Annotated in this window: 29 protein-coding genes; 12 read left to right on the forward strand and 17 right to left on the reverse strand. The window is 62.2% G+C overall.

All coding sequences use genetic code 11. The features are described 5' to 3' along the window. Window position 1: 1 nt before the first annotated feature. The 4 genes from ACODTZ_RS29595 to ACODTZ_RS29610 all read right to left on the reverse strand — a co-directional run bounded on the left by ACODTZ_RS29595 (window position 2) and on the right by ACODTZ_RS29610 (window position 3,298). The gene (locus ACODTZ_RS29595) at window positions 2–1,456 is read right to left on the reverse strand and encodes a DHA2 family efflux MFS transporter permease subunit (protein ID WP_489030212.1); all 1,455 of its coding nucleotides are present in this window, start codon (window positions 1,454–1,456) and stop codon (window positions 2–4) included. A gap of 163 nt (window positions 1,457–1,619) precedes the next feature. Continuing rightward, entirely contained in the window at window positions 1,620–1,934 is a 315-nt protein-coding gene (locus ACODTZ_RS29600) for a type II toxin-antitoxin system RelE/ParE family toxin (RefSeq protein WP_489030083.1), read from the reverse strand. Further along, window positions 1,931–2,194, reverse strand: coding sequence for a type II toxin-antitoxin system ParD family antitoxin (locus ACODTZ_RS29605; RefSeq protein WP_489030085.1), 264 nt, complete (start codon window positions 2,192–2,194; stop codon window positions 1,931–1,933). The genes ACODTZ_RS29600 and ACODTZ_RS29605 overlap by 4 nt, the downstream gene beginning before the upstream one ends. 120 nt (window positions 2,195–2,314) lie before the next feature. Then, window positions 2,315–3,298: a phosphatase PAP2 family protein gene (locus ACODTZ_RS29610; protein WP_489030087.1), complete on the reverse strand. Its 984-nt coding sequence runs from the start codon at window positions 3,296–3,298 to the stop codon at window positions 2,315–2,317. 225 nt (window positions 3,299–3,523) lie between these two features. On the opposite strand from ACODTZ_RS29610, the gene ACODTZ_RS29615 reads away from it, so the two are divergent. From ACODTZ_RS29615 to ACODTZ_RS29630, 4 genes are all read left to right on the forward strand, one after another. After that, window positions 3,524–4,033, forward strand: a complete 510-nt coding sequence (locus ACODTZ_RS29615) for a hypothetical protein (protein WP_489030089.1) — start codon at window positions 3,524–3,526, stop codon at window positions 4,031–4,033. A 65-nt stretch (window positions 4,034–4,098) separates the two neighbouring features. Then, window positions 4,099–5,613 (forward strand): protein adenylyltransferase SelO, encoded by a 1,515-nt coding sequence (locus ACODTZ_RS29620; protein ID WP_489030090.1) that lies wholly within the window; start codon window positions 4,099–4,101, stop codon window positions 5,611–5,613. A 312-nt stretch (window positions 5,614–5,925) separates the two neighbouring features. Then, a complete protein-coding gene (locus tag ACODTZ_RS29625; RefSeq protein ID WP_489030092.1) occupies window positions 5,926–8,262 on the forward strand; it encodes a glucose/quinate/shikimate family membrane-bound PQQ-dependent dehydrogenase in 2,337 nt (778 codons plus the stop codon). A gap of 146 nt (window positions 8,263–8,408) precedes the next feature. Next, window positions 8,409–8,867: a hypothetical protein gene (locus tag ACODTZ_RS29630; protein ID WP_489030094.1), complete on the forward strand. Its 459-nt coding sequence runs from the start codon at window positions 8,409–8,411 to the stop codon at window positions 8,865–8,867. A gap of 100 nt (window positions 8,868–8,967) precedes the next feature. On the opposite strand, the gene ACODTZ_RS29635 is transcribed toward ACODTZ_RS29630, so the two are convergent. From ACODTZ_RS29635 to dmeR, 5 genes are all read right to left on the reverse strand, one after another. Then, a complete protein-coding gene (locus ACODTZ_RS29635; protein WP_489030096.1) occupies window positions 8,968–9,363 on the reverse strand; it encodes a type II toxin-antitoxin system VapC family toxin in 396 nt (131 codons plus the stop codon). Between the two features lie 3 nt (window positions 9,364–9,366). Continuing rightward, window positions 9,367–9,609: a type II toxin-antitoxin system VapB family antitoxin gene (locus ACODTZ_RS29640; RefSeq protein ID WP_489030098.1), complete on the reverse strand. Its 243-nt coding sequence runs from the start codon at window positions 9,607–9,609 to the stop codon at window positions 9,367–9,369. Between the two features lie 63 nt (window positions 9,610–9,672). Further along, window positions 9,673–10,560 carry a class A beta-lactamase gene (bla, locus tag ACODTZ_RS29645; protein WP_489030100.1) on the reverse strand — a complete coding sequence of 296 codons (888 nt, stop codon included), beginning with the start codon at window positions 10,558–10,560 and terminating at the stop codon, window positions 9,673–9,675. A gap of 166 nt (window positions 10,561–10,726) precedes the next feature. Next, complete coding sequence (gene dmeF / locus ACODTZ_RS29650) at window positions 10,727–11,773, reverse strand: CDF family Co(II)/Ni(II) efflux transporter DmeF (RefSeq protein ID WP_489030103.1); 1,047 nt, start codon at window positions 11,771–11,773, stop codon at window positions 10,727–10,729. 51 nt (window positions 11,774–11,824) lie between these two features. Further along, window positions 11,825–12,097: a Ni(II)/Co(II)-sensing transcriptional repressor DmeR gene (gene dmeR / locus ACODTZ_RS29655; RefSeq protein ID WP_112535409.1), complete on the reverse strand. Its 273-nt coding sequence runs from the start codon at window positions 12,095–12,097 to the stop codon at window positions 11,825–11,827. Window positions 12,098–12,364: 267 nt separating this feature from the next. On the opposite strand from dmeR, the gene ACODTZ_RS29660 reads away from it, so the two are divergent. Further along, complete coding sequence (locus ACODTZ_RS29660) at window positions 12,365–12,859, forward strand: GNAT family N-acetyltransferase (protein WP_489030105.1); 495 nt, start codon at window positions 12,365–12,367, stop codon at window positions 12,857–12,859. A 17-nt stretch (window positions 12,860–12,876) separates the two neighbouring features. Here the strand turns inward: ACODTZ_RS29660 and ACODTZ_RS29665 are convergent, their stop codons facing one another. The 5 genes from ACODTZ_RS29665 to ACODTZ_RS29685 form a co-directional block, all read right to left on the reverse strand. Next, the gene (locus ACODTZ_RS29665) at window positions 12,877–13,173 is read right to left on the reverse strand and encodes a helix-turn-helix domain-containing protein (protein ID WP_489030107.1); all 297 of its coding nucleotides are present in this window, start codon (window positions 13,171–13,173) and stop codon (window positions 12,877–12,879) included. 60 nt (window positions 13,174–13,233) lie between these two features. Further along, window positions 13,234–14,226, reverse strand: coding sequence for a phytanoyl-CoA dioxygenase family protein (locus ACODTZ_RS29670; protein ID WP_489030109.1), 993 nt, complete (start codon window positions 14,224–14,226; stop codon window positions 13,234–13,236). 124 nt (window positions 14,227–14,350) lie between these two features. Continuing rightward, complete coding sequence (locus ACODTZ_RS29675) at window positions 14,351–15,265, reverse strand: c-type cytochrome (protein ID WP_489030111.1); 915 nt, start codon at window positions 15,263–15,265, stop codon at window positions 14,351–14,353. Between the two features lie 129 nt (window positions 15,266–15,394). Then, window positions 15,395–15,847: a c-type cytochrome gene (locus tag ACODTZ_RS29680; RefSeq protein ID WP_489030113.1), complete on the reverse strand. Its 453-nt coding sequence runs from the start codon at window positions 15,845–15,847 to the stop codon at window positions 15,395–15,397. 140 nt (window positions 15,848–15,987) lie between these two features. After that, window positions 15,988–16,623, reverse strand: a complete 636-nt coding sequence (locus ACODTZ_RS29685; RefSeq protein ID WP_489030115.1) for a LysE family translocator — start codon at window positions 16,621–16,623, stop codon at window positions 15,988–15,990. A 128-nt stretch (window positions 16,624–16,751) separates the two neighbouring features. Here ACODTZ_RS29685 and ACODTZ_RS29690 point away from each other — a divergent pair, with 128 nt between their 5' ends. After that, window positions 16,752–17,456: a helix-turn-helix transcriptional regulator gene (locus tag ACODTZ_RS29690; protein ID WP_489030117.1), complete on the forward strand. Its 705-nt coding sequence runs from the start codon at window positions 16,752–16,754 to the stop codon at window positions 17,454–17,456. A gap of 45 nt (window positions 17,457–17,501) precedes the next feature. Here ACODTZ_RS29690 and ACODTZ_RS29695 read toward each other — a convergent pair whose 3' ends face one another. Continuing rightward, window positions 17,502–18,281 (reverse strand): SDR family NAD(P)-dependent oxidoreductase, encoded by a 780-nt coding sequence (locus ACODTZ_RS29695; protein WP_489030119.1) that lies wholly within the window; start codon window positions 18,279–18,281, stop codon window positions 17,502–17,504. Window positions 18,282–18,441: 160 nt separating this feature from the next. Here ACODTZ_RS29695 and ACODTZ_RS29700 point away from each other — a divergent pair, with 160 nt between their 5' ends. The 3 genes from ACODTZ_RS29700 (at window position 18,442) to ACODTZ_RS29710 (ending at window position 20,699) form a co-directional block, all read left to right on the forward strand. Then, window positions 18,442–19,356 (forward strand): AraC family transcriptional regulator, encoded by a 915-nt coding sequence (locus ACODTZ_RS29700; RefSeq protein WP_047507681.1) that lies wholly within the window; start codon window positions 18,442–18,444, stop codon window positions 19,354–19,356. A gap of 78 nt (window positions 19,357–19,434) precedes the next feature. Beyond that, complete coding sequence (locus ACODTZ_RS29705; RefSeq protein ID WP_489030122.1) at window positions 19,435–19,905, forward strand: hypothetical protein; 471 nt, start codon at window positions 19,435–19,437, stop codon at window positions 19,903–19,905. Next, window positions 19,902–20,699: a DUF1828 domain-containing protein gene (locus ACODTZ_RS29710; RefSeq protein WP_489030124.1), complete on the forward strand. Its 798-nt coding sequence runs from the start codon at window positions 19,902–19,904 to the stop codon at window positions 20,697–20,699. The genes ACODTZ_RS29705 and ACODTZ_RS29710 overlap by 4 nt, the downstream gene beginning before the upstream one ends. Here ACODTZ_RS29710 and ACODTZ_RS29715 read toward each other — a convergent pair. Further along, the gene (locus ACODTZ_RS29715; protein ID WP_489030126.1) at window positions 20,696–21,544 is read right to left on the reverse strand and encodes a metallophosphoesterase; all 849 of its coding nucleotides are present in this window, start codon (window positions 21,542–21,544) and stop codon (window positions 20,696–20,698) included. The genes ACODTZ_RS29710 and ACODTZ_RS29715 overlap by 4 nt on opposite strands. Window positions 21,545–21,641: 97 nt before the next feature. Continuing rightward, window positions 21,642–22,244, reverse strand: a complete 603-nt coding sequence (locus ACODTZ_RS29720) for a superoxide dismutase (RefSeq protein ID WP_018902494.1) — start codon at window positions 22,242–22,244, stop codon at window positions 21,642–21,644. Window positions 22,245–22,498: 254 nt separating this feature from the next. Between ACODTZ_RS29720 and ACODTZ_RS29725 the strand changes: the two genes are divergently transcribed. The 3 genes from ACODTZ_RS29725 to ACODTZ_RS29735 all read left to right on the forward strand — a co-directional run bounded on the left by ACODTZ_RS29725 (window position 22,499) and on the right by ACODTZ_RS29735 (window position 24,144). After that, window positions 22,499–22,831: a hypothetical protein gene (locus ACODTZ_RS29725; protein ID WP_489030128.1), complete on the forward strand. Its 333-nt coding sequence runs from the start codon at window positions 22,499–22,501 to the stop codon at window positions 22,829–22,831. Between the two features lie 136 nt (window positions 22,832–22,967). Beyond that, entirely contained in the window at window positions 22,968–23,417 is a 450-nt protein-coding gene (locus ACODTZ_RS29730) for a M15 family metallopeptidase domain-containing protein (protein ID WP_489030130.1), read from the forward strand. A gap of 136 nt (window positions 23,418–23,553) precedes the next feature. After that, window positions 23,554–24,144, forward strand: coding sequence for a TetR/AcrR family transcriptional regulator (locus ACODTZ_RS29735; RefSeq protein WP_489030132.1), 591 nt, complete (start codon window positions 23,554–23,556; stop codon window positions 24,142–24,144). Window positions 24,145–24,192: the final 48 nt, after the last annotated feature.

Below are 24,192 nucleotides of genomic sequence, written 5' to 3' on the forward strand. Positions count from 1 at the left end.
CTCAATGCTCGGCGTGCGCCGCAGCCTTGTTGCCGCCGTGGCCGCTGATATCGGCGCCGGCGGTGCTGGAGAAGCGCAGGTTCCAGAAGGTGGCGGTGAGCGAGACCGCGGTCACGAACAGGAAGGCGGCGGAGAAGTCGTGAAGTTGTGGCGTGTCGCCGCTGCCGGTTGCCGACATCGAGACATGCAACACGAAGGCGCCGACACAGATGCCGAGCGACAGCATCAGCTGCTGGAAGGTGGTGTAGAAACTGGTGGCGGCGCTCATGCGGTCGCGCTCGATCGCGTCATAGGCCACCGTGTTATAGGCGGTGAACTGGAACGACATGAAGAAGCCGCACATGACGAGCACCGCGAAGATCAGGCCGAGCGGCCAATCGGGGCGGAAGAAGGCGCAGAGCGCGTAACCGAATGTTGCGGTGAAGCCGTTGAACACCAGCGCGTTGCGGAAGCCGAAGCGGCGCAGGATCCTTGGCGCGAAGGCCTTCATCGCCATGGAGCCGATGGCCGCTGCCGTCACCAGCTGGCCGGCCTTGGCGGCGGAGAGACCGAAGCCGAGCTGGAAATAGAGCGGCAGCAGGAAGGGTTGCGCGCCCTGCGTGATGCGGGTGAGCGAACCGGCGATAACAGAGGTGCCGAAGCTCGGCACCTTCATCAGCGAGAAATCCATGATCGGCGCGGAGTGCTTTCGCGCGTGCTTGAGATAGGCGATGCCGAAAAGCAGGCCGATCGCGATCAGGAACAGCGCGAACATCCCCTCGCCCGGACGGCTGGAGCTTTCGAAGCCGAAGAGCAGCGAACCGAGCGCGATGCCAGAGAGGATGAAGCCGACGGTGTCGAAGCGCTTCTTCGTCTCGCCTTTGAAATTCTCGATGAAGATCGAGACCAGGACGAAGCCGAGGATGCCGATTGGGACGTTGATGTAAAAGATCCAGCGCCAGTCGAGATAGGTGACGATCATCCCGCCAACGGGTGGGCCGAGGATAGGGCCGATCAGCGCCGGCACCAGTAGCCACGACATGGCGTTGACCATGTCCTTACGGGCGACGCTGCGCAAAAGCACGAGACGGCCGACCGGCATCATCATGGCGCCGCCGAGACCCTGCAGCAGGCGGGCAAACACCAGACACCAGAGATTGGGCGACAGCGCGCAGCAGATCGAGCCGAGAACGAAGACTGCGATGGCCCACCGGAAGACGGTGCGCGAGCCGAAGCGATCGGCAATCAGGCCGCTTGCCGGAATGAAGATGGCGAGGCTGAGCAGATAGGATGTCAGCGCGATGCTCATCGACGGTGCGGTGACGCCGAAATCGCGCGCCATGGTGGGCAGCGCCGTGGCCAGAACCGTGGCGTCCAGCTGTTCCATGAACATGGCGCTGGCAACGATCATCGCAATCAAGCGGAAATTGAGCGGCGGGCGTCCAACGACAGCCGCCTGGTAGATCTGATCCGACATCGTCAGGGATCGCTCGCGAATACGCGGCTCAAGCGCGAAGGCAATCGCCGCGGGCATGAAATGGCAAAGCGCCAAGGGTGAATGAAGTTTTTATATACGCCCGCAAATGTGGCGGGGTTATGCTGAAATGGCAAGGCTGATGTGAGCTCAGCGTATGGGTGTATTAGCGATGATCGCGCATCAGCGTTTCGTAGTCGCGACCGCCGGAGAAGATGTTGGTGATGAGGATGGTGTCGGCCTCGACACGGTAGAGAATGACGATGCTGCGCTCGAAAACGGCTAGGCGCAAATCGGCACCAAGATCAGGTCGCGCAACGCCGCCAAATGGGGCGTCGCCTATGCGGCTGCAGCGATCCCGCAATCGCTTGAGATACAAAACGGCCGTTTGCCGACTGCCGCTTCGCTCGAAAACATAGTCGAAGATCGTTTTCAGGTCTCGCTGCGCCGCTCCGCGGAACGTGACACCGTAAGCCTTCATTGCCGGCTCGGCTCGACCGCAAGCGTCTCCAGCCAGTCATCGATTTCATCAAGGCTCAGGCTCGGTCGGGGATCATCGAGCGATTCCTGCACGCGTGCCCTTATGGCCGCGATGCGTTCCTTGTGCTCTTCCTCCTGGCGCATCCAGGCGCGCATGGCGGCGCGGATGACTTCGCTGGTCGAGGCGAAGGCGCCGGCATCGATCTCGGCATTGATCACATCGACCATTTCCGTTGGCAGCGTGATGCTGAGCTTTTCCATGTGTGGCTCCCGCGTTTGCGTCTGGAGGTGCGATTTAATCCTACCACTGCGGCCAGGCGGCAGCAATCGGCGCTCGGAGTCGGTCGCGGCAACAAGATTGCGGGCATTAAAGTAGCGGGATCATCCCTCCACCGCGATTCGCGGATAAAGCGCTTGCGGGCCATCAAGAGGTGTCGCGCCTTGCGGGAGTGGCGCGCTTTTAACCGCAGCCGGTGTACGACCGAGGCGACTTGCCCAGACGATGAAAGCAATCGAGACCATCGCAACCGCGCAACCGGCGACGACGTCAACCGCGTAATGACTGCCGGAAGTTACCGCGGAGCATGCCATCGCGATGTTCAAGGCGATCACCGGGTATCTTACTGGCGTAAGCGACCACGCGGCCCATGCACACAGGAAAGCCACAGCTGCATGGACGGAGGGAAAGGTCAAAATGCCTTTGCTGGCCTCAACGCTCCAGACAAAATTGGCGTCTTCGCGAACAGCGTTAAACTGGTCGAGGAAATCGTAGCCGTAGAGAGGGTTGAGGTTTTTTAACAGTGAGCCATCGAAGCCATAGTAGGAGTAGGTGCCGACCGCAGGTGCCCAAACGGAGATGAGGCTGGATAGAAAACAGATGACCGCAAAACTGGCGACCATCACATGCGCCCGCTTTGCGTGGCCGGCGATCGCCAGCAACAGCGGCCAAAGCAGCAACTGTAATGCGAATGTGCCGTATGCGGCGTTCAAGATGATGACGAGTGCCGGATGGCCATCGACGACGTCAATCACATAGTGCCAATCAAAGCCAATTGCCGCATCCAGGGCCGCGAGGTTATGGTCCTGCAGGGGCAGGTTCAGCCGAATGGCAAGATACGTTGCTAGTGCAATTGGTGTCGTGAGCAGGAATCCATAGGCGACACATGTCGTGCCCTCTCGCACACGCGGCATGTCAAATCGTGTGCAAAGAGCACCAATCAGCAAGAATGCGGCAGCACAAGCGAGAATAGGAGCGATACCGGCGAGGTCGATGGCCAATCCGCTGACGGCAGCCAGGCCAAAGGTTGAGATGTAGGCCGCCAGAACGACCATCTCCGTCACGCGCTTCGCAATATCAACGCCCATTGCAACCTCGAATACCCATATCGGATATTTGAAACCACTAGCAAATAACCATAAGGGGAAAGTTAATGGGAAATCGCTAATTGGTTGCATATCACACGCGATCGACGGTCTTGGCGCGGCATTACCTCCTATTTCCGAATTGCTTTCTCAGCCAACGCGCTCAAGCTCTCACCCGAGGAGCGCCGGGGCGCCTTGGCCGTCGGCGAAAATGGGAGAGAGGGGCAGATGCGTCTACATCTCATCGCGGCGGCCGCGACCGTTCTCGTGTCGGGGAGCGCCGAGGCCTATCAGAAATGCGGCGGCAGCCCTTCTGTCGATGTCTACTGGGAGAAATCGGTCCTCAGCGTCAACGGCACCTTCTACCAGATGAAGAGCGAGAAGCTCGGAAAGAAGAGCGCGCGGCTCGTCGGCCACGACATGACGTTCGTCAAAAGCAGGGGTGGTAACGACGTCCTGATCCGCAATGGCGGCAGCACCCATTATACGTGCCAGAAGACCGAGGGTGAATTGGGCGCGGTCAGCATCGTTCCCTATCGGGCGAACACGATCGTCAAGTCCACGGCGGAGGTCGAATACCCGGACGATACCGGCAATGGCGCGCAGGCCTCTTCCCGCGGTGGCCGTGGCAAGGGCGGCGGCGGCGGTGGAGGTGGCGGCGGCCATGGCGGTGGCGGTCACGGCGGCGGTGGTGGAGGTGGAGGCGGTGGCGGCGGTGGTGGCGGGCGCAACCGGTGAGTTTCCGGCCAACACACTACGCTTGAGCGCTTGCGCCGGCGGGGCCTGAGCCCTACCTAAAGCCTATGACCATTGCACCCGCACAGACGTCGCGCCCCTTCCCCTTCGACAACAGCTATGCGCGGTTGCCGCAGAATTTCTTTGCCCGGCAGGCGCCGTCCGCCGCCGCCGAGCCGTGGCTGATCAAGCTCAATGAGCCGCTGGCGCAAGAGCTCGGGCTCGATATCGAGCTTCTGAAGCGGGATGGGGCCGCGATCTTTTCCGGCAATCTCGTGCCTGAGGGCGCCGATCCGCTGGCGATGGCCTATGCCGGGCATCAGTTCGGCAGCTTCGTGCCGCAGCTCGGCGACGGGCGAGCCATCCTGCTTGGCGAGGTGATCGACGTCAAAGGCCGGCGCCGCGATATTCAGCTGAAGGGAGCCGGGGCGACACCGTTTTCGCGGCGTGGCGACGGGCGCGCGGCGCTCGGGCCGGTGTTGCGCGAATATATCGTCAGCGAAGCCATGCACGCGCTCGGCGTTCCGGCGACGCGGGCGCTGGCGGCGGTCTCCACGGGGCAGCCGGTCTATCGCGAGCAGATCCTGCCGGGTGCTGTCTTTACCCGCGTGGCGGCGAGCCATATCCGGGTCGGCACCTTCCAGTTCTTTGCGGCGCGCGGCGATACCGATGGCGTTCGGGCGCTCGCCGATTACGTCATCGACCGGCATTATCCAGAGCTGAAAGACGGGCCCGAGCTGAAGGACGGAGCCAATCCCTATATCGCGCTGTTCGAGGCTATCGCCGAACGACAGGCGGCGCTGATCGCCAAGTGGCTGCATGTCGGCTTCATCCATGGCGTGATGAACACCGACAACATGACCGTCTCGGGCGAGACGATCGACTTCGGTCCCTGCGCCTTCATGGATGCGTACGACCCCGGCACGGTGTTTTCCTCGATCGACCAGAATGGACGCTACGCCTATGCCAGCCAGCCCGGCATCGGGCAGTGGAACCTGGCGCGGCTCGGCGAAACGCTGCTGCCGCTGATCGACGCCGATCAGGACAAGGCGGTTGAGATAGCCAATGTCGTCATCAAGGATTATGGCGAGCGCTTTCAGTTGCACTGGATGCGGGGGATGCGCGCGAAGATCGGTCTTGCTGATGTCGAGGACGACGATCTCTCGCTGATCCAGTCGCTGCTTTCGACAATGCAGGCGGGACAGGCGGATTTCACGCTGACCTTCCGGCGCCTGTCGCATCTGGCGGCCGACGACGGTGCCGAAGACGCGTTTCTCGAGACGTTCAGCGACAGCGCGGCGGCGAAGGAATGGCTGGTTCGCTGGCGGGAGCGGCTTGCGCGCGAGACGACAACTCCGAACGAACGCAGCGTGGCGATGCTTGGCGTCAACCCCGCCTTCATCCCGCGCAATCACCGCATCGAGCAGGCGATCGCAGCCGCCGTCGAGGATGCGGATTTCTCGCTGTTCGAAGCGCTGTTCGACGTTCTCGCCAAGCCCTATGAGGATCACGCGGAGTTTACCGCCTACATGCAGCCGCCCAAGCCGGAGGAGCGGGTGTTGCAGACATTTTGCGGGACCTGACCGGCCGCACTCCACTACCAGGACGCTAGCCTCTGTCGTGACCTTTCGACGCGGCCAAACGTCTGGGTTTCATGGCTTTTTCGTGACCACGGCCGAAACCCAGATTCAACGATCACCCGTAAATCCGGATTCTGTCGCATATTTTAGCCACTTCTGCGCCCCCCATATTGTGGCGGTTGAAAGGCAGATCGGGCCGCTCTATTTCCGCTGATGACGCTTGCGGCAAAATGTCTTGTTCGCCGTTTGCGTGCATTCCTGACCACTCCCGATCCCCCTCGGGAGCTTTATGCATTTCAGTTGGAGACCGGCCTGATGGCGATCGTCTTAACATCCATCCTCTTCATTCTGATAGGATTGGCACTTGGCGGAGGCGGGCTCTGGCTCGTGCTGCTCGGTGGTAACTTCTTCTATCTCTTCGCAGGCATCATGTTCCTGCTCACCGCTGCGCTGCTTTTGAAGCGCAAGGCGTCGGCCCTTTGGGTCTATGCCGTGCTCGTCGTCGTTTCGCTCGTCTGGGCGATCAACGAAGTCGGCTTCGACTGGTGGCAGCTCGGACCGCGCGGCGGCCTGATCATCCTGCTCGGCCTGTGGCTGCTTACGCCCTGGATCCGCCGTCCGCTCGGCTTTTCCGGCACGACCGGCGCGCCCTACCCGGCCAGCCCGTGGCCGCTCGCCATTCCGGTTCTGATCGCGATCGTGGTCGCCGGTTATTCGATGACGACGGACCCGCATGACCAGAACGGCAGCCTGCCGACGGCCATGACCGGCACCACGACATTCGGCGGGACGGTGACCGACGGCGAGTGGCACCAGTATGGCCGCACGCCCTTCGGCCAGCGCTATTCGCCGCTGGAGCAGGTGAACGTCAGCAACGTCAAGGACCTGAAAGAGGTCTGGCGCTACCAGACCGGCGACGTGAAGCGGCCGGATGACGTCGGCGAGACGACCTACCAGGTCACGCCGCTCAAGGTTGGCGATACGCTCTACATCTGCACGCCGCACAACCTTGCCATCGCGCTCGATGCCAAGACCGGCAAGGAAAAGTGGAAGTTCGACGCCAATTCCGGCATGAATCCCGACCGACAGCACCAGACGTGCCGTGGGGTGACCTACTACCACGACACGGCAGCGGCTGCCGGCGCGCCCTGCGTCGACCGCGTCTACCTGCCGACCGCCGATGCCCGCCTGATCGCGCTCGACGCGCTCGACGGCAAGGTCTGCACCGATTTCGCCGACCAGGGCACGCTGCACCTCGAAAAGGGCATGAAGTACAACCCCGCCGGCTACTACTATTCGACCTCGCCGCCGGTGGCGATCGACGGCAAGCTGATCATCGGCGGCGCCGTCAACGACAACTACTCCACCCAGGAACAGTCCGGCGTCATCCGCGCCTTCGACATCCACACCGGCGCGCTGGTCTGGAACTGGGATTCGGGCAACCCCGACGTCACGACGCCGCTGCCCGAGGGGCAGACCTATACGACCAACTCCCCGAACAGCTGGTCGGTTCTGTCGGCAGATGAAGGTCTCGGCCTGATCTACGTGCCGCTCGGCAACCAGGTCCCCGACCAGCTCGGCATGAACAGAAGCGCCAATGTCGAGAAATTCTCGTCGTCGGTCGTTGCTCTGGACATGAAGACCGGTCAGTTGCGCTGGGTCCAGCAGTTCGTGCATCACGACCTGTGGGACATGGACGTTCCAGCACAGCCCGTGCTCTTCGACATGAAGAAGGCTGACGGCACCGTCGTTCCGGCACTCGTGGCGCCCACCAAGCAGGGCGACCTCTACGTGCTCGACCGCCGCACCGGCGAGGCGATCATTCCGTTCAAGGAAATCCCCGCGCCGCAGGGCACGATCCCCGAGGATCATGCTTCCCCGACGCAGCCGATCTCCGACCTGACCTTCTCGCCGCCACCGCTGCAGGAGAAGAACATGTGGGGCGTGTCGCTGTTCGACCAGCTCGCGTGCCGCATCGAGTTCCACCGCTACAAGTATGAAGGCCGCTATACGCCGCCGTCGCTGGAAGGCACGATCGTCTATCCCGGCAATTTCGGCACCTTCAACTGGGGCTCGGTCGCGGTCGATCCGGAACGTCAGATCATGTTCGGCATGCCGACCTATCTGGCCTTCACCTCGCGTCTGGTGCCGGCAGCCGACATCCCGCCGAAGGGTGCGGGCGAAAAGGGCAGCGAACAGGGCCTGAACCGCAATGACGGCGCGCCTTACGGCGTGGTCATGGGTCCGTTCCTCGGCCCGCTCGGCATTCCCTGCCAGGCACCGCCATGGGGTTACGTCGCCGGCGCCGATCTCACCACGGGCAAGACCGCCTACAAGCTGGTGAACGGCACGGTTCGCGACATGAGCCCGCTGCCGATGCCCTTCAAGCTCGGCGTTCCCGGCATCGGCGGCCCTGTTATCACCAAGGGCGGCGTTGCCTTCCTCGGTGCCGCGGTCGACGACTACCTGCGCGCCTATGACGTGACCAACGGCAAAGAGCTGTGGCAGGCCCGCCTGCCGGCCGGCGGCCAGTCGACGCCGATGACCTACACCACCTCGGACAACAAGCAGTATGTCGTGATGGTGGCCGGCGGACACGGATCGATCGGCACCAAGCCGGGCGACTACGTCATCGCCTACACGCTGCCGTAAGCAGCTTCACAGACCACCGAAATGGCCGCCTCCGGGCGGCCATTTTGCGTTTGGGCCTCGGATGGCACACTCGCGATTATGACAACGAAAGGCTGGCGCAGGCTTATCAAAGCAATTCTTCCGTGCATTGTCTGAGGAGGAATTTCATGAAGATCGGCGACGGCATCTCGAGCAGCTACGGCTTGAGCAATCTTTTCCAGCAATCTAACCAGCGCAACAAGCAGCAGCCGATGACGATCGAAGACAGCGTTCGCCAGAGCGGCGCATCGCTTGCGCCCAGCACGACGCCGCCCTCCATCTCCAGCACCATGTGGGCGCTGCAGGCGACCGACGAAAGCCAGACGATGTCAGGTGTGGAAGACGACGCCAAGGCCCGCCACGACGCCATCGTCAGCGAATTCAGCGACCTCGCCAACATGACGCTCGCCGAACGCATCCGCAAGCAGGTGCTCGACAGCCTCGGGATGACCGAAGACAGCCTGAAGGGTATGTCGATGGACGACCGCGCGGCGATCGAAAAGCAGATCGCCGATGAGGTGAAGCGGCAGCTGACGGGGAATGACGACAAGGGCGAGAGTGCTGCGACGGATATTGGCGCGGTGTGAGGGGCGACTTCACAGATTGATTCAAACCAATGCGGCGGAGATTCATGTCTCCACCGTATGCTTTTGAATTCTCTCGTACATTTTTCGAGACGCTTGAACGCTAGGCAGGTTCCACATCCGTCAAGGCAAAATCATTTCCCTTGTACAGCAAAGGCATGCCGCCCTCTTTCGCACAAGCGTAGGCGAAGCAATCGCCAAAGTTCAGTGCCGCCGGATGGCGTGATTTTCCGTAGCGATCAAATGCCCGAATTGCCAACATCCGCGTTTCGGCGGGTATCGAAACCACTGTGATTGCCGCGAGAATAAGGAACCCTTCGACGGCCTCGTGAGCGGCATCGACAGGCAGCTTGAGTTCGCGCGCGACCGCGACGACTGTTTCCCAGACCGCCATCGGCGAGGTAACGCGATGCGGGTGCCTGTTCAGACGCACGAGCAACTCGTGGGCGTCGGTTTCCTCGACGAGGATTGCCGTGAGCGCCGATGCGTCCACAAACATCGGCTATTCCTCGTAAAGGCTGTCAATGAATGCCTTGTCGGCAGGCGGACCGCGATCCGTGCCGGCGCGGGCTCGCAATGCCCTACCATAAGCAAGACCACGCTCCACGAGTGATCCCCCACCCTCCTCGCGTTCAATCTCGCGTAGGAGAGCTTGCCTCACCACTTCGGTCTTGCTTTGCTTGCGTGTCACTGCGAGCTTCTCCGCAAGTTTGTCGACGTCGTCGTTCTTGATGTAAAGCGGCATGGATATCCCTCCATATATCCCAATATAATCTCGGGATATCCCTTCAGCAAGCCACCCGTCCCCTCACACCATCTCCGCCACGATCCGCCCGACCTCGCCGAAAACAGGGTTGATCTCGGCGGTCGTGACCGTCGCGTTGGTGACGTAGACGGCGATCAGGATGGGGCCGTGGGCGGGGGGCCAGCAGATGGCGATGTCGGCGGCGGAGCCGTTCTTGCCGGTGCCGGTCTTGTCGCCGATCTTCCAGGTTTCCGGCAGGCCGGTGCGCAGGCGTTCGTTGCCCGTGGTGTTGGCGACCAGCCACTCGATCAGCGTCTTTTGCGAGGGCTCCGACAGCACCGAGCCGAGCGTGATGTTGCCGAGCGTGTCGAGCATGGCATCGGGCGTGGTGGTGTCGCGCGGGTCGTCCTTGGCGATGTCGTTGAGATCGGGCTCGATGCGGTCGAGGCGGGTGGAGCCGTCGCCGAGCGTGCGCAGCCAGTTGGTCAGCTCCTTCGGGCCGCCGAGGCTTTCGAGGATGAGATTGGCCGCGGTGTTGTCGCTCAGCGTGATCGCCGCCTTGCAGAGATCACCGACGCTCATACCCTCGCCGCCGACGTGCTTCTCGGTTTCGGGCGAATAGGCGATGAGCTGCTCTTTCTCGTAGACAACGCGGCGTTCGAGATTTTCCTCGCCCTTGTCGACGCGCGACAGCACCATCGCGGCGGCCAGCACCTTGAAGGTGGAAAACATCGGGAAGGTCTCGGTCTCGCGATAGCCGAAGGAGATGTTGGTTTCGGTATCGATGACCGATACGCCGATGCGCCCGCCGATCTGCTTTTCCAGCGCGCCGATGCGGCGGTCGATCTCGTCGTCGCTGTCTTCGGCGCGAACGATCCCCGGCAGGAACAGCGCCGGGGCGAGCAATGCGGAGCCGAGCAGCATGCGGCGGCGGATCGAAAAGGGATGCATGAAAAGACCTCTGCCAGAATCGATGAAGGCATCAATTAAGAATGGTGAGAACCGGGTTAAAGCGGGATTGTGGCCCGCTTGCGTCGCCCGCGCCTTCGCCATCGGAAAGCATTGATCTTTCAGATTCGCATTCCCGGCATCAAGCCCTTCTCTGGCATCACGAGCGTCAGGCGGCCCTTTTCGCCGCCATCTGCGTGACCTCAACCGTCACATGTGACAATTGGCCGAGCGTCGCGAGCTTCTCCTTGTAGAAGGACGGCGCGCGCGGGGCCGAGGTGGCGACGGCGACGATGGCCGCATGGTGGCCGGGGCCGACCTGCCAGACGTGCAGATCGGTGATCTCGTCGCCATCGGTCTCGACCACCTTGCGGATCGCCTTGGGCAGATCGCCCGACGCCGGCAATGTGTCGAGCAGGACGGCGCCCGACGCCTTCATCAGGCCCCAGGCCCATTGCGCGATGATGACGCCGCCGACGATGCCCATCAGCGGATCAAGCCAGAGCCAGCCGTAGAGGCTGCCGAGCAGCAGTGCCGCGATGGCGAGCACTGATGTCAGCGCGTCGGCGATGACATGGACATAGGCGGCGCGCATGTTGTTGTCGGTGGCGCGCGGGGCGTGGCTGGCGTGGTCGCCATGATGAGCGTGCGAGCCATGGTGCGCATGATCTCCGTGATGGGCGTGGGAGCCATGATGTGCATGGTCGCCGTTGGGCGCGTGGCTCCCGTGGCTGTGGCCATGCGCGTGGCCGTGGTGATGGTGGTCGTCCTTCAGCAGCCAGGCGCTCAGGACATTGACGGCGAGGCCGAGGACGGCGACGCCGATGGCCTGGGAGAAGCTGATCGGAACCGGGTTGGCGATGCGCAGCACGCTTTCATAGGCCATCAACAGCGCGATCAGCGCGAGGATGATGGCGCTGGCGAAACCGGCGAGATCGCCGAGCTTTCCGGTGCCGAAGGTGAAACGCGGATTGTGGGCCTGACGGCGGGCGTAGAGATAGGCGACCGCCGAGATCAGCATGGCGCTCGCATGGGTCGACATGTGCCAGCCATCGGCGACCAGCGCCATCGAGCCGTACCACGTGCCGGCGGCGATCTCGGCCACCATCATCGAGGCGGTCAGCGCGATGACGAGCCAGATGCGGCGGGTATTGCGGTCATGGTCCTCGCCGAGGAAGACGTGCTCGTGCTGCAGGTTGTTGGTCTGTGCGCTCATCGCACGCTCCTTGTCGGTGGTCTCGTCAGTGGCCTCGCACCCTCAGGCGCATCAGCGGATGTAGGTTCTCAGAACCTCGGAAATTTCCTCGACGGCCTCACTGCGCGCCTTCTCGTCCGAAGCGTGCAGCACATGCTCGTGCAGGTGATCATCCAGCACCTCGCCGGTCAGCCCGTTGAGAGCGCCGCGAATGGAGGAAAGCAGCTGCAGGATTTCGCCGCAGGGCTTTTCGGCCTCGAGCGCGCGCTCCACCGCATCCATCTGGCCCTTCAGCCGGTTGATGCGGGCGATCAGCTTCTTCTTGTTGTGCTGGGTATGGGACATGATCTTCTCGGCATAGGATAGGGGGGTACCCTATATCAAATGAAGACGGAAGGAAAGCCGGCGCACGGCTTGACAAGACGAAGAATTGGGAAGATGTATTGCGCCATGATCAAGAACGCGCACATCAACCGCTCGTATTTTTGGCTGTACCTGTAAAGGGCGGCTGGACAGATTTTATTGTCAACAAGCCGCCGTCAGGCGGCTTTGTTGTATCTCAAGCGTCCTGACGGCAGAACACCACGAAACGCCAGACTGGGACGCAAAGACATGACCGACATCGAAGACAGCGAAATCTCATTGATCCGCCCGCCGGTGATCAATATCCGCGCCGCCAAGCCGCGCGACCTTCCCGAACTCAACGACATGATCGCGCTGCTCGCCAAGCACCATGGCGACGCCGCCGGCTCGACGCCGGAGCAGCTGGAGCGCGACCTGTTCGGGCCCCTGCCCTGGATTACCGCGCTGGTCGCGGAAACCGACGAGGGCCTGATCGGCTACGCCATTCTCGTGCCGCTCTACCGCGCACAGGAAGGCGCGCGCGGCATGGACCTGCATCATCTCTTCGTGCGCGACGGCCATCGCGGCCACGGCGTCGGCCAGCACCTCGTCAACCGCGCCCGCGACACCGCCCGCAACGCCGGCTGCGGCTACCTCTCGGTCAGCGCCGCGACGGGCAATATCCAGGCGCACCGCTTCTACGAACACCTGGACTTCATTCCGCGCCCGGTGACCGGCATGCGCTATCTGCAGGCGCTGGCTTAGGCGCCTGAGATCAGTGATCAGGCAACGGCCTTGGCGACGATCTCGGGGAACTGCTCGATCACCCGCATATAAGCGACGGCGAATTCCGGTGCCGTCGCGCGAGCCTGCTCCCGATCGCGCAAGGTGCCGACCGGCACGCGGAAACGGCGCGCGAATTCGGATTGCGACAGTCCGAGCTGGGTTCTCGTCCGGCGGATGAGGCGCGCGCGTTGGGCGCGATCCAGCGCTTCAGCCGTTACGCCGAAATCGTCGGAGTCAGCAGGATCAGCCGGCAAAGCCGCGTCCTTCCTAGGGTCGAACCTGTCTGTCGTCATGACTGGACCATACGGGATTTCCGTATGGTCCGCAATGTCGGCCAGATTGGCTGCGCCTCTCTAGCGCAGCACCGGTTCGCCGTGGAAGCGGCGGCGGGAGGGTTTGGAGACGCCGAAGCCGATCTCCATCATCAGGCGTGGCTTTTCGGTGGCGACGGTTCCCATGTGGAAGCCGAAGGGATCCTCCACGAAGCCTGAGCCGGCCTTGCCTGTCAGCGTGATCGGGCTGTCCTTGCCGTAATAATCGATGATCTCGTCGGCGGGGTGGCCGACCAGCAGGGTCAGCTGGTGCTTCATGCGGCGCTTGTTGTGGCTGCCTCGGACGAAGACGTGCGGGCCCGTGCCCTCGTCCACATCCACGAGATAGAAGAAGAACTTCAGCATCCGCCAGTCGTCGAGATCGAAGTGATACTTGTCGAGCGAGGCAAGGCTGCGGTCGGCTTCGCTGGCCTTGGTGGGGAAGCTCCACCATGTGCGGGTGGTGATCAATTGCGCCTGGGCGCCGAGATAGCGGCGGGCGATCTCCGACAATAGCGGATCGCGCTGCACGGTCAGAACCGCCGGGCAATCCAGCGCCCGCTCGAAATGGTGGCCGGAGAGGATCGGGCGGCCGAGCCGGTCTTCGGTGGCGCGGTGATCCGATGCGGTGAACTCTATTCTGCGATCGAAATTGCCGAAGCACGGGGTCGCGTGGCCGAAGGCGGATATCTCCTGCGTGATATCAGCCGGCAACTGCAAATCGGGGAAAATGCCGTCGCGATTCAGGGCATCGACGGCGGTTTCGGCGTTCACGCCCTGGAAGATCGTCGGCAGGTTGTCGATCGCGCCGTTGCTCTTCCTGGCCGTCAGCCAATGGGCGCGGCGGCCGGGAATGGTGCGGGCGAGCAGGAACATCGGCAGCCAGGCCGGGTTCTCGCGAATATCGGCCATGTAGGTGGGGATGCGGACCGCCATGCGCTTGAGCTTGCCGCCCTTGCGCGCGACCGCTTCGAGATCATTGGCGGAAGCGTTTGAAGCGGCACCACTGGCGGGAGATACTGATGAGCTGTGCATTTCAGCTGGCCTTTCGCAAGACGTTTGAGGATCGTCATTCGGCAGCGGCATGTGCCACTGCGGGGCATTCAGTCGAATTTGCTAATAAATGCTGCAATGCGGCGATTTTGGGGTATTTCTACCCTCAATGGCCAGGCACCGCCTTCAGGTAGGCGGCAATCGCCTCCAGATCAGCCTTGGGTAGGTGAGCGACGTTCTGCTGTACCTCGGTCATCGATCCGCCGGCCGAATCGAAATCGGGCGTGAAGCCGGTTTCGAGGTAATTGGCGATGTCGGCCTCGCTCCATTCGCCGATGGCTTTCGAGCCCGGCGTGATGTTGGGGATGGTGCCCTGCCCTTCTGGATTGGGCGCGCCGGCAAGCCACAGATCGGGCTTCAGGCCGCCCAGCGCATCGCGTGGGGTGTGACATTCGCCGCAATGGCCGAGGCCCTCGACCAGATACTGGCCGCGTTTGACTTTGTCGTCGGCATTTTGAAGCACGACGCGCGGGCTGTCGTTGAAATAGAGGAACTTCCAGCCGCCGAGCGCCAGCCGGATATTGAACGGGAATGGCAGCTCATGCGGCGGCGCGACGTTGCCGCTCTTCGGCAGGGTCTTCATGTAGGCGTAGAGGTCGTTGACGTCCTTGTCGCTCATGCGCGCGTAGGAGGCATAGGGGAAGGACGGATAGAGATGCGCGCCATTGGGCGCGACGCCACGCTTCATGGCGTTGCCGAATTGAGCGAGCGTCCAGTTGCCGATGCCGGCCTGCTCGTCACTGGAGATATTGGGAACGTGGAAGGTGCCGAAAGGGCTCTTCAGCGCCAGCCCGCCAGAGAGCGTCAGCTTGGCATCGCCTTCAGCCCCCGGCGCCGCATGACAGCTGACACAGCCGCCGGCCCAGAAGACCATTTCGCCGTTCTTGACGTCAGGCGCGCCGAGATTTGCCCAATGGCTCTCAGGCAGCGGGTTGGGTGCGGTTACCAGGTAGAAGACGGCGCCACCCAAGACGGCGACGCCGACGAGACAGAGAACGAACCTGATAAACCTGCGAAACATGCACTGCTCTCCCATCGTCCTTGACGCTTACTGGACATAAAGCGATCCGCCCGGCGGGCAAGGCCGGACGGATCGCAGAAGACGGATCGCCCAAGGGAGTATCCCCTCAGACGAACAGAAAAGGGAGACCTATTCCTTCTTCACGCGGTAGTTCTGATGACAGCCGCCGCAGTTCGCGCCGAGCGTCTTCAGGCCGGCGCCGACGCCTGCGGCATCGGCCGGAAGCTGGGCAAGCAGCGTGTCGGCATCCGTGCCGAGCTTTACCGAGCGGGCCTTGAAGTCATCCATGTTTTCCCAGATCTTCGGGCTCGCCTCGGAATCGGCCGATGCGTTTTCCGTGCCTGGGCCGAACTGATCCGGGAAGGCCTTGGCGTTTTCCGAGATCGTCGTCAGCGCCGCCTTCACGGCTTCGGCGTCGTAGGGCTTGTCGCCCTTGGCGATGCCCGAGAGCGCGCCGGTGGCGCCGCCGATCTTCTTCATCATGGCGACGCGTGCGTCATGCGTGCCCTCTCCGGCCGCCAACACCGACGTGACCCCCATGCCGGCGACCATGATGGCCGCGACGATTGCTTTTACTCTCATATCTCCACTCCTCTTCGATACCGAGATTTTCGAAGCCCGGCGCTTCGTTTTTACGCGGGCATGATGGCAAATTAATCTCAGCTAAAAAGTAACAAGTGGGTGAGAGCGTAATAAATTCAGGAATTTGCGGTTTCTCGTTTTCAAGCCGGCGCCCGCCAGCCATGCCAGGCGGTGAGGATCGCGATCGTCACCAAAAGGCCGCCGGCGATGCGGCCGACGAGGATGGTGGCGCTGGGGTTGGAGATCAGCAGCGTGCGGCTGCGCGAGGCGGTGACGGCGACGGTGCCGTAGATCGCCGCCTGCATTGCCATGGTCATCAGCCCCATGACGATGCCCTGCAGCCAGATCGGCCCATAGACGGGCTTCAGGAACTGCGGATAGACCGCCAGCATGAAGAGATAGGCCTTCGGATTGATGAGGCAGGTGATGGCGCCCTGGCGAAAGGCGCGCCAGCCGGAGCTCGTGCCGCCTTCGACGGACGAGACCGTGATCGAGCTTGCGATCAGCGTGTAGCCGATCCAGGCCATGTAGGCGGCGCCGATGAAGAGCAGCGGGTTGAAAAGCGCTGGCAAAAGCGTCGCCAGAAGGCCGACGCCGATCGCGCCATAGAGCGAATGCACCGCCCCGCCCGCCATGATGCCCGCCGTCGCCGCCATGCCGGCGCGCCGGCCTGATGTCAGCGAATTGGCGAGCACGAAGAGCATGTCCATACCCGGGACGATAATGATGCCGAAGAGAAGGGTGAAATAGAGCCAGAGGTTTTCACTGTAGGTCATGTCAGTTGCCCATCGTCGATCCGCGATGCAAAGCTTGCGGATACCGTTGAATTTCAATTCGATAGGGTGATCTGTACGACGGCCCAACTGACAGTGTAGTGTCAGGAGCGTTTGACGGAGGAGAGGATATGCGCAAGGCGTCCCGGCTTTTCGAGATCATCCAGCTGCTGCGGCTGGCGAAGCGGCCGGTGACGGCCGCCGTCATGGCCGAGGCGCTGGAGGTGACGGTTCGCTCGATCTATCGCGACATCGCGGCGCTGCAGGCGATGCGCGTGCCGATCGAGGGCGGGCGTGGGATCGGCTATATTCTCCGGCCCGGCTTCGACCTGCCGCCGCTGATGTTCACGATCGAGGAAATGGAGGCGATCGTGCTGTCGCTGGCGCTGGTGGAGCGGACCGGCGACGCGGCACTGAAGCAGGCCGCCAAGAGAGTAAACCAGAAGATCGCGGGCGCCGTGCCGGCCCCGCTGAGGGAAGCGATGGAGGGAAAGGCGCTCTACGCCTGGGGCACGATCGCGCCCTCGCCGGAGGGGTTGGACCTCTCGCTGGTGCGCGGCGCGATCCGCGACGAGCGGAAGCTGACGCTCGACTATCGCGACGAGCTCGGCCGGGGCAGCCAGCGCACGATCCGGCCGATCGCGCTGATCTATTATTCGCAGAGCTCGAACATCGTTGCCTGGTGCGAGCTGCGCGAGGCGATCCGCAATTTCCGCAGCGACAGGGTCGAGCGCTGCGTGGAGGCAGAGGGCTTCTTCAAGGGCGAAGGCGATGGTTTGCGGACGCTGTGGACCTCGGGGTGGACGCAGGCGCCGGCTGCCGTTTCGGCCATATGATGCCGTCCCCGTGGCTGGGATCACGGGGACGGCCGTTTCTCATCCTCAGAGGGCGGCGCCGCCGGAGACTTCGATGCGCTGGCCATTGACCCAGCGATTGTCATCAGAGAGCAGCGAGGCGATCATCGGGCCGATATCGTCGGCGACGCCGGGGCGGCCGAGGGCCGTCATGTCGGAGACCATCTTGTTGACCACCGGATTGTCGCGAACGATGCCGCCGCTGAAATCGGTCATGACGGCGCCGGGCGCGACCGTGTTGGCGGTGATGCCGCGGGCGCCTAGTTCCTTGGCGAGATAGCGGGTGAAGACCTCGATGGCGCCCTTCATGGCCGCATAGGTCGAGCTGCCGGGAACGCTGAAGCGGGCAAGGCCGCTCGAGATGTTGATGATGCGGCCGCCATCGGCCATCAGCGGCAAGAGCTTCTGGGTCAGGAAGAAGACGCCCTTGAGGTGGACATTGACGAGGCCGTCGAAGGCCTCTTCGGTCGTCTCGGCGATCGAGGCGTGGTAGCTGGTGCCGGCATTGTTGACGAGGTAGTCGAAATCCTGGGCTCCGAAGGCTTCCAGCGCCTGGCGGACGCTTGCGACGAAAGCGTCGAAGGAGGCTGAATTGCCGGTGTCGAGCTGGAGGGCGACGGCCCGCGCGCCTGCGGCCTCGATCTCGGCGACAGCGCTTTCGGCTTCTGCCTTATTCGTGTTATAGGTCAGGATGACATTGACGCCGCGCCTGGCGAGGCTGACCACCGTATTGCGGCCGAGGCCACGACCACCGCCGGTGACGATGGCGATCTTGTTCCTTGAATTTGCTTGGTTTTCACTCGGCATGACAGGCTCCTTGGGGCTCATTCGATGGCCTGATGCTACGCCCGCACACCCTCTTTGCTGAATGCCGGAACTCTCGAATTTCTTGCCTATTCCTCCAATCGGCTTGCGGCCTGAAGCCAGTGATCTATGATCACTCCCAGTGGTTTTGATGGAGAGCAGGATGGCGGAAGCGCTGAAGGACATGGTGTCGCGCTATATCGACCAAGTGGGTGGCGGCGATGGGTCGTTTGCCATGCCCGTGCCCGTGCCGGGGCTGGCGATCTCGCGCGTCAGCCAGCCGGTGATACCGCATCACCGCATCTACCGGCCGACCATCTGCGTGGTGCTGCAGGGCGCCAAGCGGATCTTGAGCGGCGACCGGGTGCTCGACTATGGCGAAAACCAGCTCCTCATCGTCACCGTAGAGCTCCCCGCCTCCGGCCAGATCGTCGAGGCGAGCCCTGAGCAACCCTATCTCGGCCTCAACATCGATTTCGATCCGGCACTGATGCGCGAGGTGATGGACGATCTCGAAAACCCGCCCAAGCCATCCGGCGACGGGATCGCCTGCGTCTTCGTGCAGGATTTCGACGAAGCGCTGCAGGATTGCGTGCGCCGGCTGCTCAATCTCATGGAGACGCCGAAGGCAATCCCCGTGCTGGCGCGCTCGATCATGCGGGAGATCTGCTACTGGTTATTGACCGGGCCGAACGGCCGCGAGATCTGCAAGCTGGCGCTTCCCGGCAGCCATGCGCGGCGGATGAGCGATGCGATCTACCGGCTGCGCGACAATTTCGCCGAACCGGTGAGGATCGACGAACTGGCGGCCGTGGCGCGCATGAGCCCGTCCTCGTTCCACCAGCATTTCAAGACGCTCACCTCGATGACGCCGCTGCAATACCAGAAGCACATGCGCCTGCTCGAAGCCCGTCGGCTGATGGTCACCGACGGCGCCAACGTGGCAAGCGCCGCCTATCAGGTGGGCTATGAAAGCGCCTCGCAGTTCAGCCGCGAATACACCCGCATGTTCGGCACGCCGCCGAAGCGGGATGTGAGCGAGATCAGAGGTTTGCCGATGGAGACCGCGGCGGCTTAGCACTCAAGCGTTCAGCTAGGCAACGGCTTCATGTTCGGATAGAATGAGATCATATTCCTAAAGTAATAGGTTGGCGGCATGCGCGTCAGGCATCTTATATTGCGCAGGAAGACCATTACCACCGACACTGATTGGCGCGATGATGCCTTGCCGCCAAGGTTTTCGGGCATTTACCCGAAGACGCGACCGGCGAAACCCGGTTGGAAATGGCGCAGCGCGCAGGCACACTGCTCACAGCATGATTATATTCTTCTGTGCGAGATCAACGAGATGAAGGATAACTGGCGGGCGTGGCTTATCAGGAAGAATGACGAGGAAGGCTCCCTTGTCGCACGTTACGAGTTCCATGGCAGCCATCCGGGCTTTCATGTCCATACGGATTGCGAACGCGGCGGCGTCGAAATCGGCCCGACGAGCATTAAGGCTCCATTACGCATTCCGGCCGTAGGCTCGGAGCGAATGCGGCCACCGCCGACACGACCGGGTCTGTTTTGGGAAACGGCACGCCGATACTTTAGGATGGACTACGCCAAAGGGAGTTTGCTGTGAGCGATCTGGCAACAGTTCAGGAATCGTTACATCGTTCGTTCGGCGAGGCGATCTCGGTTCGCCCTGTCGCGGCGGGGCTGGCCATCCGCTCTCCCTTTTTCGACGGAAGTGGCGATCACATCGCCTTCTATGCGCGCGACACCGAAAACGGCGTGGTGCTTGAGGACGACGGCGACTATCTCCCGCATCTGATAGCATCCGGCATCGATATCGAAACAGGGCAGAGACGACAGCTACTGGACAGCCTGCTGGCCGAATCCGGCGCCTATTGGGATGCCGACACATTCGAGATCCGCTCGCAGGAAGTGCCGACCGAACGGATCGGGAGCGCAAGTGTGCGTTTTCTCTCCGGGCTGCTCAGAATTAGAGCGCTTGAGTCGCTGACGAAGGAAACAGTTCGCTCGACATTCAAGGAGGATGCGGCGTCCGCTGTTGTGAAATCGCTGGCCGACATGTTCGACATTTCGGAGCGCAAGCCGTTGACGGAGGAGCTGTCGGAGTTTCCGGCTGATATCGTGCTGACACCACGCGATCCGGGCTTGCGCACGATCGGCCTTTTCCTGGTCAACGGTCCGACGCAGTTTCTCGAAGCCGAGCTTCTGCACACCGAGATCGAGCGGCGCCAACAAGAGAAAGATCTCCAGGCCGTCGCCCTTATCGAAGACAACAGGAAGATGGCGCTGATAACCGAGCGACGGTATCAGCGTGCGGTCAATCGCGGCCTGCAGACGCGCTTCTTCCGCGAAGATGAGACCCAAGCGATCACCGGTCTTCGCAAGCTTGCAACGGCTTAAGACCTCAGCGCCAGCACCCTGCTCTCCTCGCGGCCGAAGCCGCGGATCTCGATGCGATCGTTGTGCACGCCGACGATGGCGAAGGTGTTTTCGGTCTCGGTGTCGACCATGCCCTTGAAGTTGACGAAGTGGCAGCCGTCGACCGCGCCGTAATTGCCGACGTGGTTGTGGCCATTGAAATAGGCCATGACGTTGGGGCTTTTCGCCAGGAGCTCGATCATGCGTTCGCGGTCCCAGCAGTCGTGCTGGTTGGGCGGATAGACCGGGTAGTGGTTCATGACGATGACGCGTTCGCCGCGCGCGGCGGCGTCCGCAATCTCGGCTTTCAGCCAGTCGAACTGACGGTCGCTGATCATGGCGTTCCAGGCTTCAGCGTTGATGGCGCCGGCGGCGCGGAGTTCGGCAAGCTTCTCGGCGGCGATCTCGCGGTAGGGGTGGCCCTCCGGCGGGGCGAAGGTGCTGACTTCGTTGCCATCGAGCATGATGAAGCGCCAGCCGTGATTGGCGAGGCTGTAATAGGGTGCCGGCATGCCGAGGCGGGCGGCGACATCTTCCAGGTGCTCGGGCGCGACGGCGAAATCGTGGTTCCCGAGCAGGAAGAGATTGTCGTGCTTTAGGGCGTCATAGACGGGCAGGATGACGTCGAAGCTTGCGAAATCGCGGTCGATGATGTCGCCCAGTGTGATGACGAAGCTCAGATCCTCCGCATTGAAGACGTCGATGGCGGCTTTGAGTTTGGCGGGGCTGTTTTCGTAATAGCGGTCCATGCCGGCATGCGGCTCGCGGGCGGCATATTGCGGGTCGGCGACGACGCCGAAGCGGAACAGGGGGAGCGGTTGGGTCATGGTGCCGGATTAGGTGGGGTGGGTGACAGGGATGTGACACAAAACAAAAACACCCGGCGTCTCCACCGGGTGTTCTCATCACTCTCTCAAAACCGGCTTACTTGGTTGCGGCTTCGTAGCGTTCCAGGACGTAGTCCCAGTTGATCAGGCTGTCGACGAAGGCTTCGAGGTACTTCGGACGGGCGTTGCGGTAGTCGATGTAGTAGGAATGTTCCCAGACGTCGACGCCGAGGATCGGGGTGGCGCCGTGGACGAGCGGGTTTTCGCCGTTCGGGGTCTTGGAGATTTCGAGCTTGCCGTTCTTGACGGAAACCCAGGCCCAGCCGGAGCCGAACTGGGTGGTGCCGGCAGCGACGAAATCGGCCTTGAACTTGTCATAGCCGCCGAGATCGGAGTTGATGGCCGCTTCGAGCTTGGAAGGCAGCTTGTTGCCGCCGCCGCCCTTCTTCATCCACTTCCAGAAATGGACGTGGTTGTAGTGCTGGGCAGCATTGTTGAAGAGGCCGGCATTGGTGCCGAAGGACTTCTTGACGACGTCTTCGAGCGAGAGGTCGGCGAGACCGGCTTCCGCCGCGAGCTTGTTGCCGTTGTCGACATAAGCCTTGTGGTGCTTGTCGTGGTGGAACTCCAGGGTTTCCTTCGACATGAAAGGCTGCAGCGCTTCGTAGTCGTAGGGAAGTTCAGGCAATTCAAAAGCCATGGTCGTCTCCTTTTGGCAATAGTTTGCGTAATCGGCAGGTGTGCGGGAACATAGGAGCGCAAGCTTGGTGAGGCAACCTGCGAAATGTCAAAAAAGACCGCTGCGGAAGAAAATTTAACCGCGCTAAGGGCTTGGCATGCAAGGCGCAAATCAATCATGATGACAGTGCTTTATGGCATGGCCTTCCAAGCGTGGGCGCGAGGGCCAAAAATGTGCGAGGGCTCAGTATGAGGCTTGGCGTTACAGGGCACCCTATGCTCCGCCCGATCGGCTTTGCGGCCGTCTTCATCGCGGCTTTTCAGATCGCGGGCGGCACCGCCTTGGCCTCCTCGGGCGATGCCTGGCAGGATTTCGCCGCCGAGGTGCAGGGAAAATGCGAGATGGCGGCGCGCGCGCAGATCGAGCTGCCGCATGCCGTGGTCGATCCCTTCGGCAGCGAGAATTTCGGCATGGCGCTGGTGACGGGCAAGCCAAAGGGCGCCAACGGCTTCGTCAGCTACTTCTGCATCTACGACAAGAAGACCAAGGCGGTGGAGCTCGGCACGGAACTCGAGACCGAGCGGATGGGGATTTTGCCGGACGAGTGAGGCGGCGCCCCCCTGTCTTCAGCCACACAGTCGCCCTATGCGCAATCAAGGATTGCACTCGATTTGTGTACGCGCAACCTCCCCTTCGCTAACCTTCCCACGCCGGCCCATAGATGGCGCGGCATGGGAGGATGTCATGTTTCATTTCAGCAGCGCATCGCTTGCCGCCCTTGCGAAATGCCATCCGCATCTGCAGGCCATCGCCCAGGCGGCGATTCGCGAGATCGATTTCAAGGTGCTCGATTCGACGCGCGGGCGCGATGCGCAGGAGCGGGCGTTCAACGGCGGTTTTTCGAAGGTGCATTTCGGCGATTCAGCGCATAATTATGTGCCGGCGATCGCCTTCGATCTATTCCCGGCGCCGTATGACTGGAACGACAAGGAGGCTTTCATCAGGCTCTACGGAGTGATCATGCCGCTGCCGCAAAAGCTTGGGCTGAAAGGCCTCGACGGCAAGACGCTCCTGTTGCGCCCGGGTATCGACTGGAACATGGACGGCAACTTTAGCGACGGCTGGGACATGCCGCATTATGAGCTGCATCCCTGGCGCAAATGGTCGAAGAAATCGAAGCTTTACGAGGATTGACGTCCGCGCGTGGGAGCGGGCCGTAACGGCGTGCGGGTGCCCTGCTCCGCGCTGCCGGCAATGCCAGTTTCAGCTCGCAGTCACGTTTCCGTGCGCCCCATTGACGACCGACCAACTAGTCGGTAGATTCCCATTCATGGCATCGGACACATACACACGCATTCTCGACACCGCGCAGTCGTTGATCGTCAACCGCGGCTACAACGCCTTCAGCTATGCGGATATCTCCGCGGCGCTGGGCATTGGCAAGGCGACGATCCACCATCATTTCCCCGGCAAGGCCGATCTCGTGGTCGCGGTGATCGCCCGCTACCGGCAGGCGACCGAGGATGGGTTGGGGGCGATGGCGGCGCATGAGCCGCACGCCGGCCGGCGGCTTGCCGGCTATGTCGGTTTCTGGGAACAATGCATCCGCGACAGCAACGCGCCGTTTTGCATCGCAGCCCTTCTCGCCGCCGAGCTGCCGAGCCTGCCGGCCGAGGTCGCCGAACAAGTGAAGGCGCATTTCGACGAGCTCACCGCCTGGCTCACCGGCTTCATCGACGAGGGGCTGAGAAAGGGCGAGCTGACGAGTACAGAGGATGCGGAGCGTAGCGCCCGCATTCTTGTCGCCACGGTGCATGGCGCCATGCTGGCGGCGCGGGTCGCCGGTGGCGACGCGGAACTTTATGCAAGCATTACAGCGCCGGCGCTGCAGAGGCTGACCCGCCAGCTCGCCTCGACCTGATACGTGACGTGCATGCGCATTTCCTACCCCTCTTCTCGTTCTTCAAGC

It is taken from the genome of Rhizobium sp. FG113, from assembly GCF_057809895.1.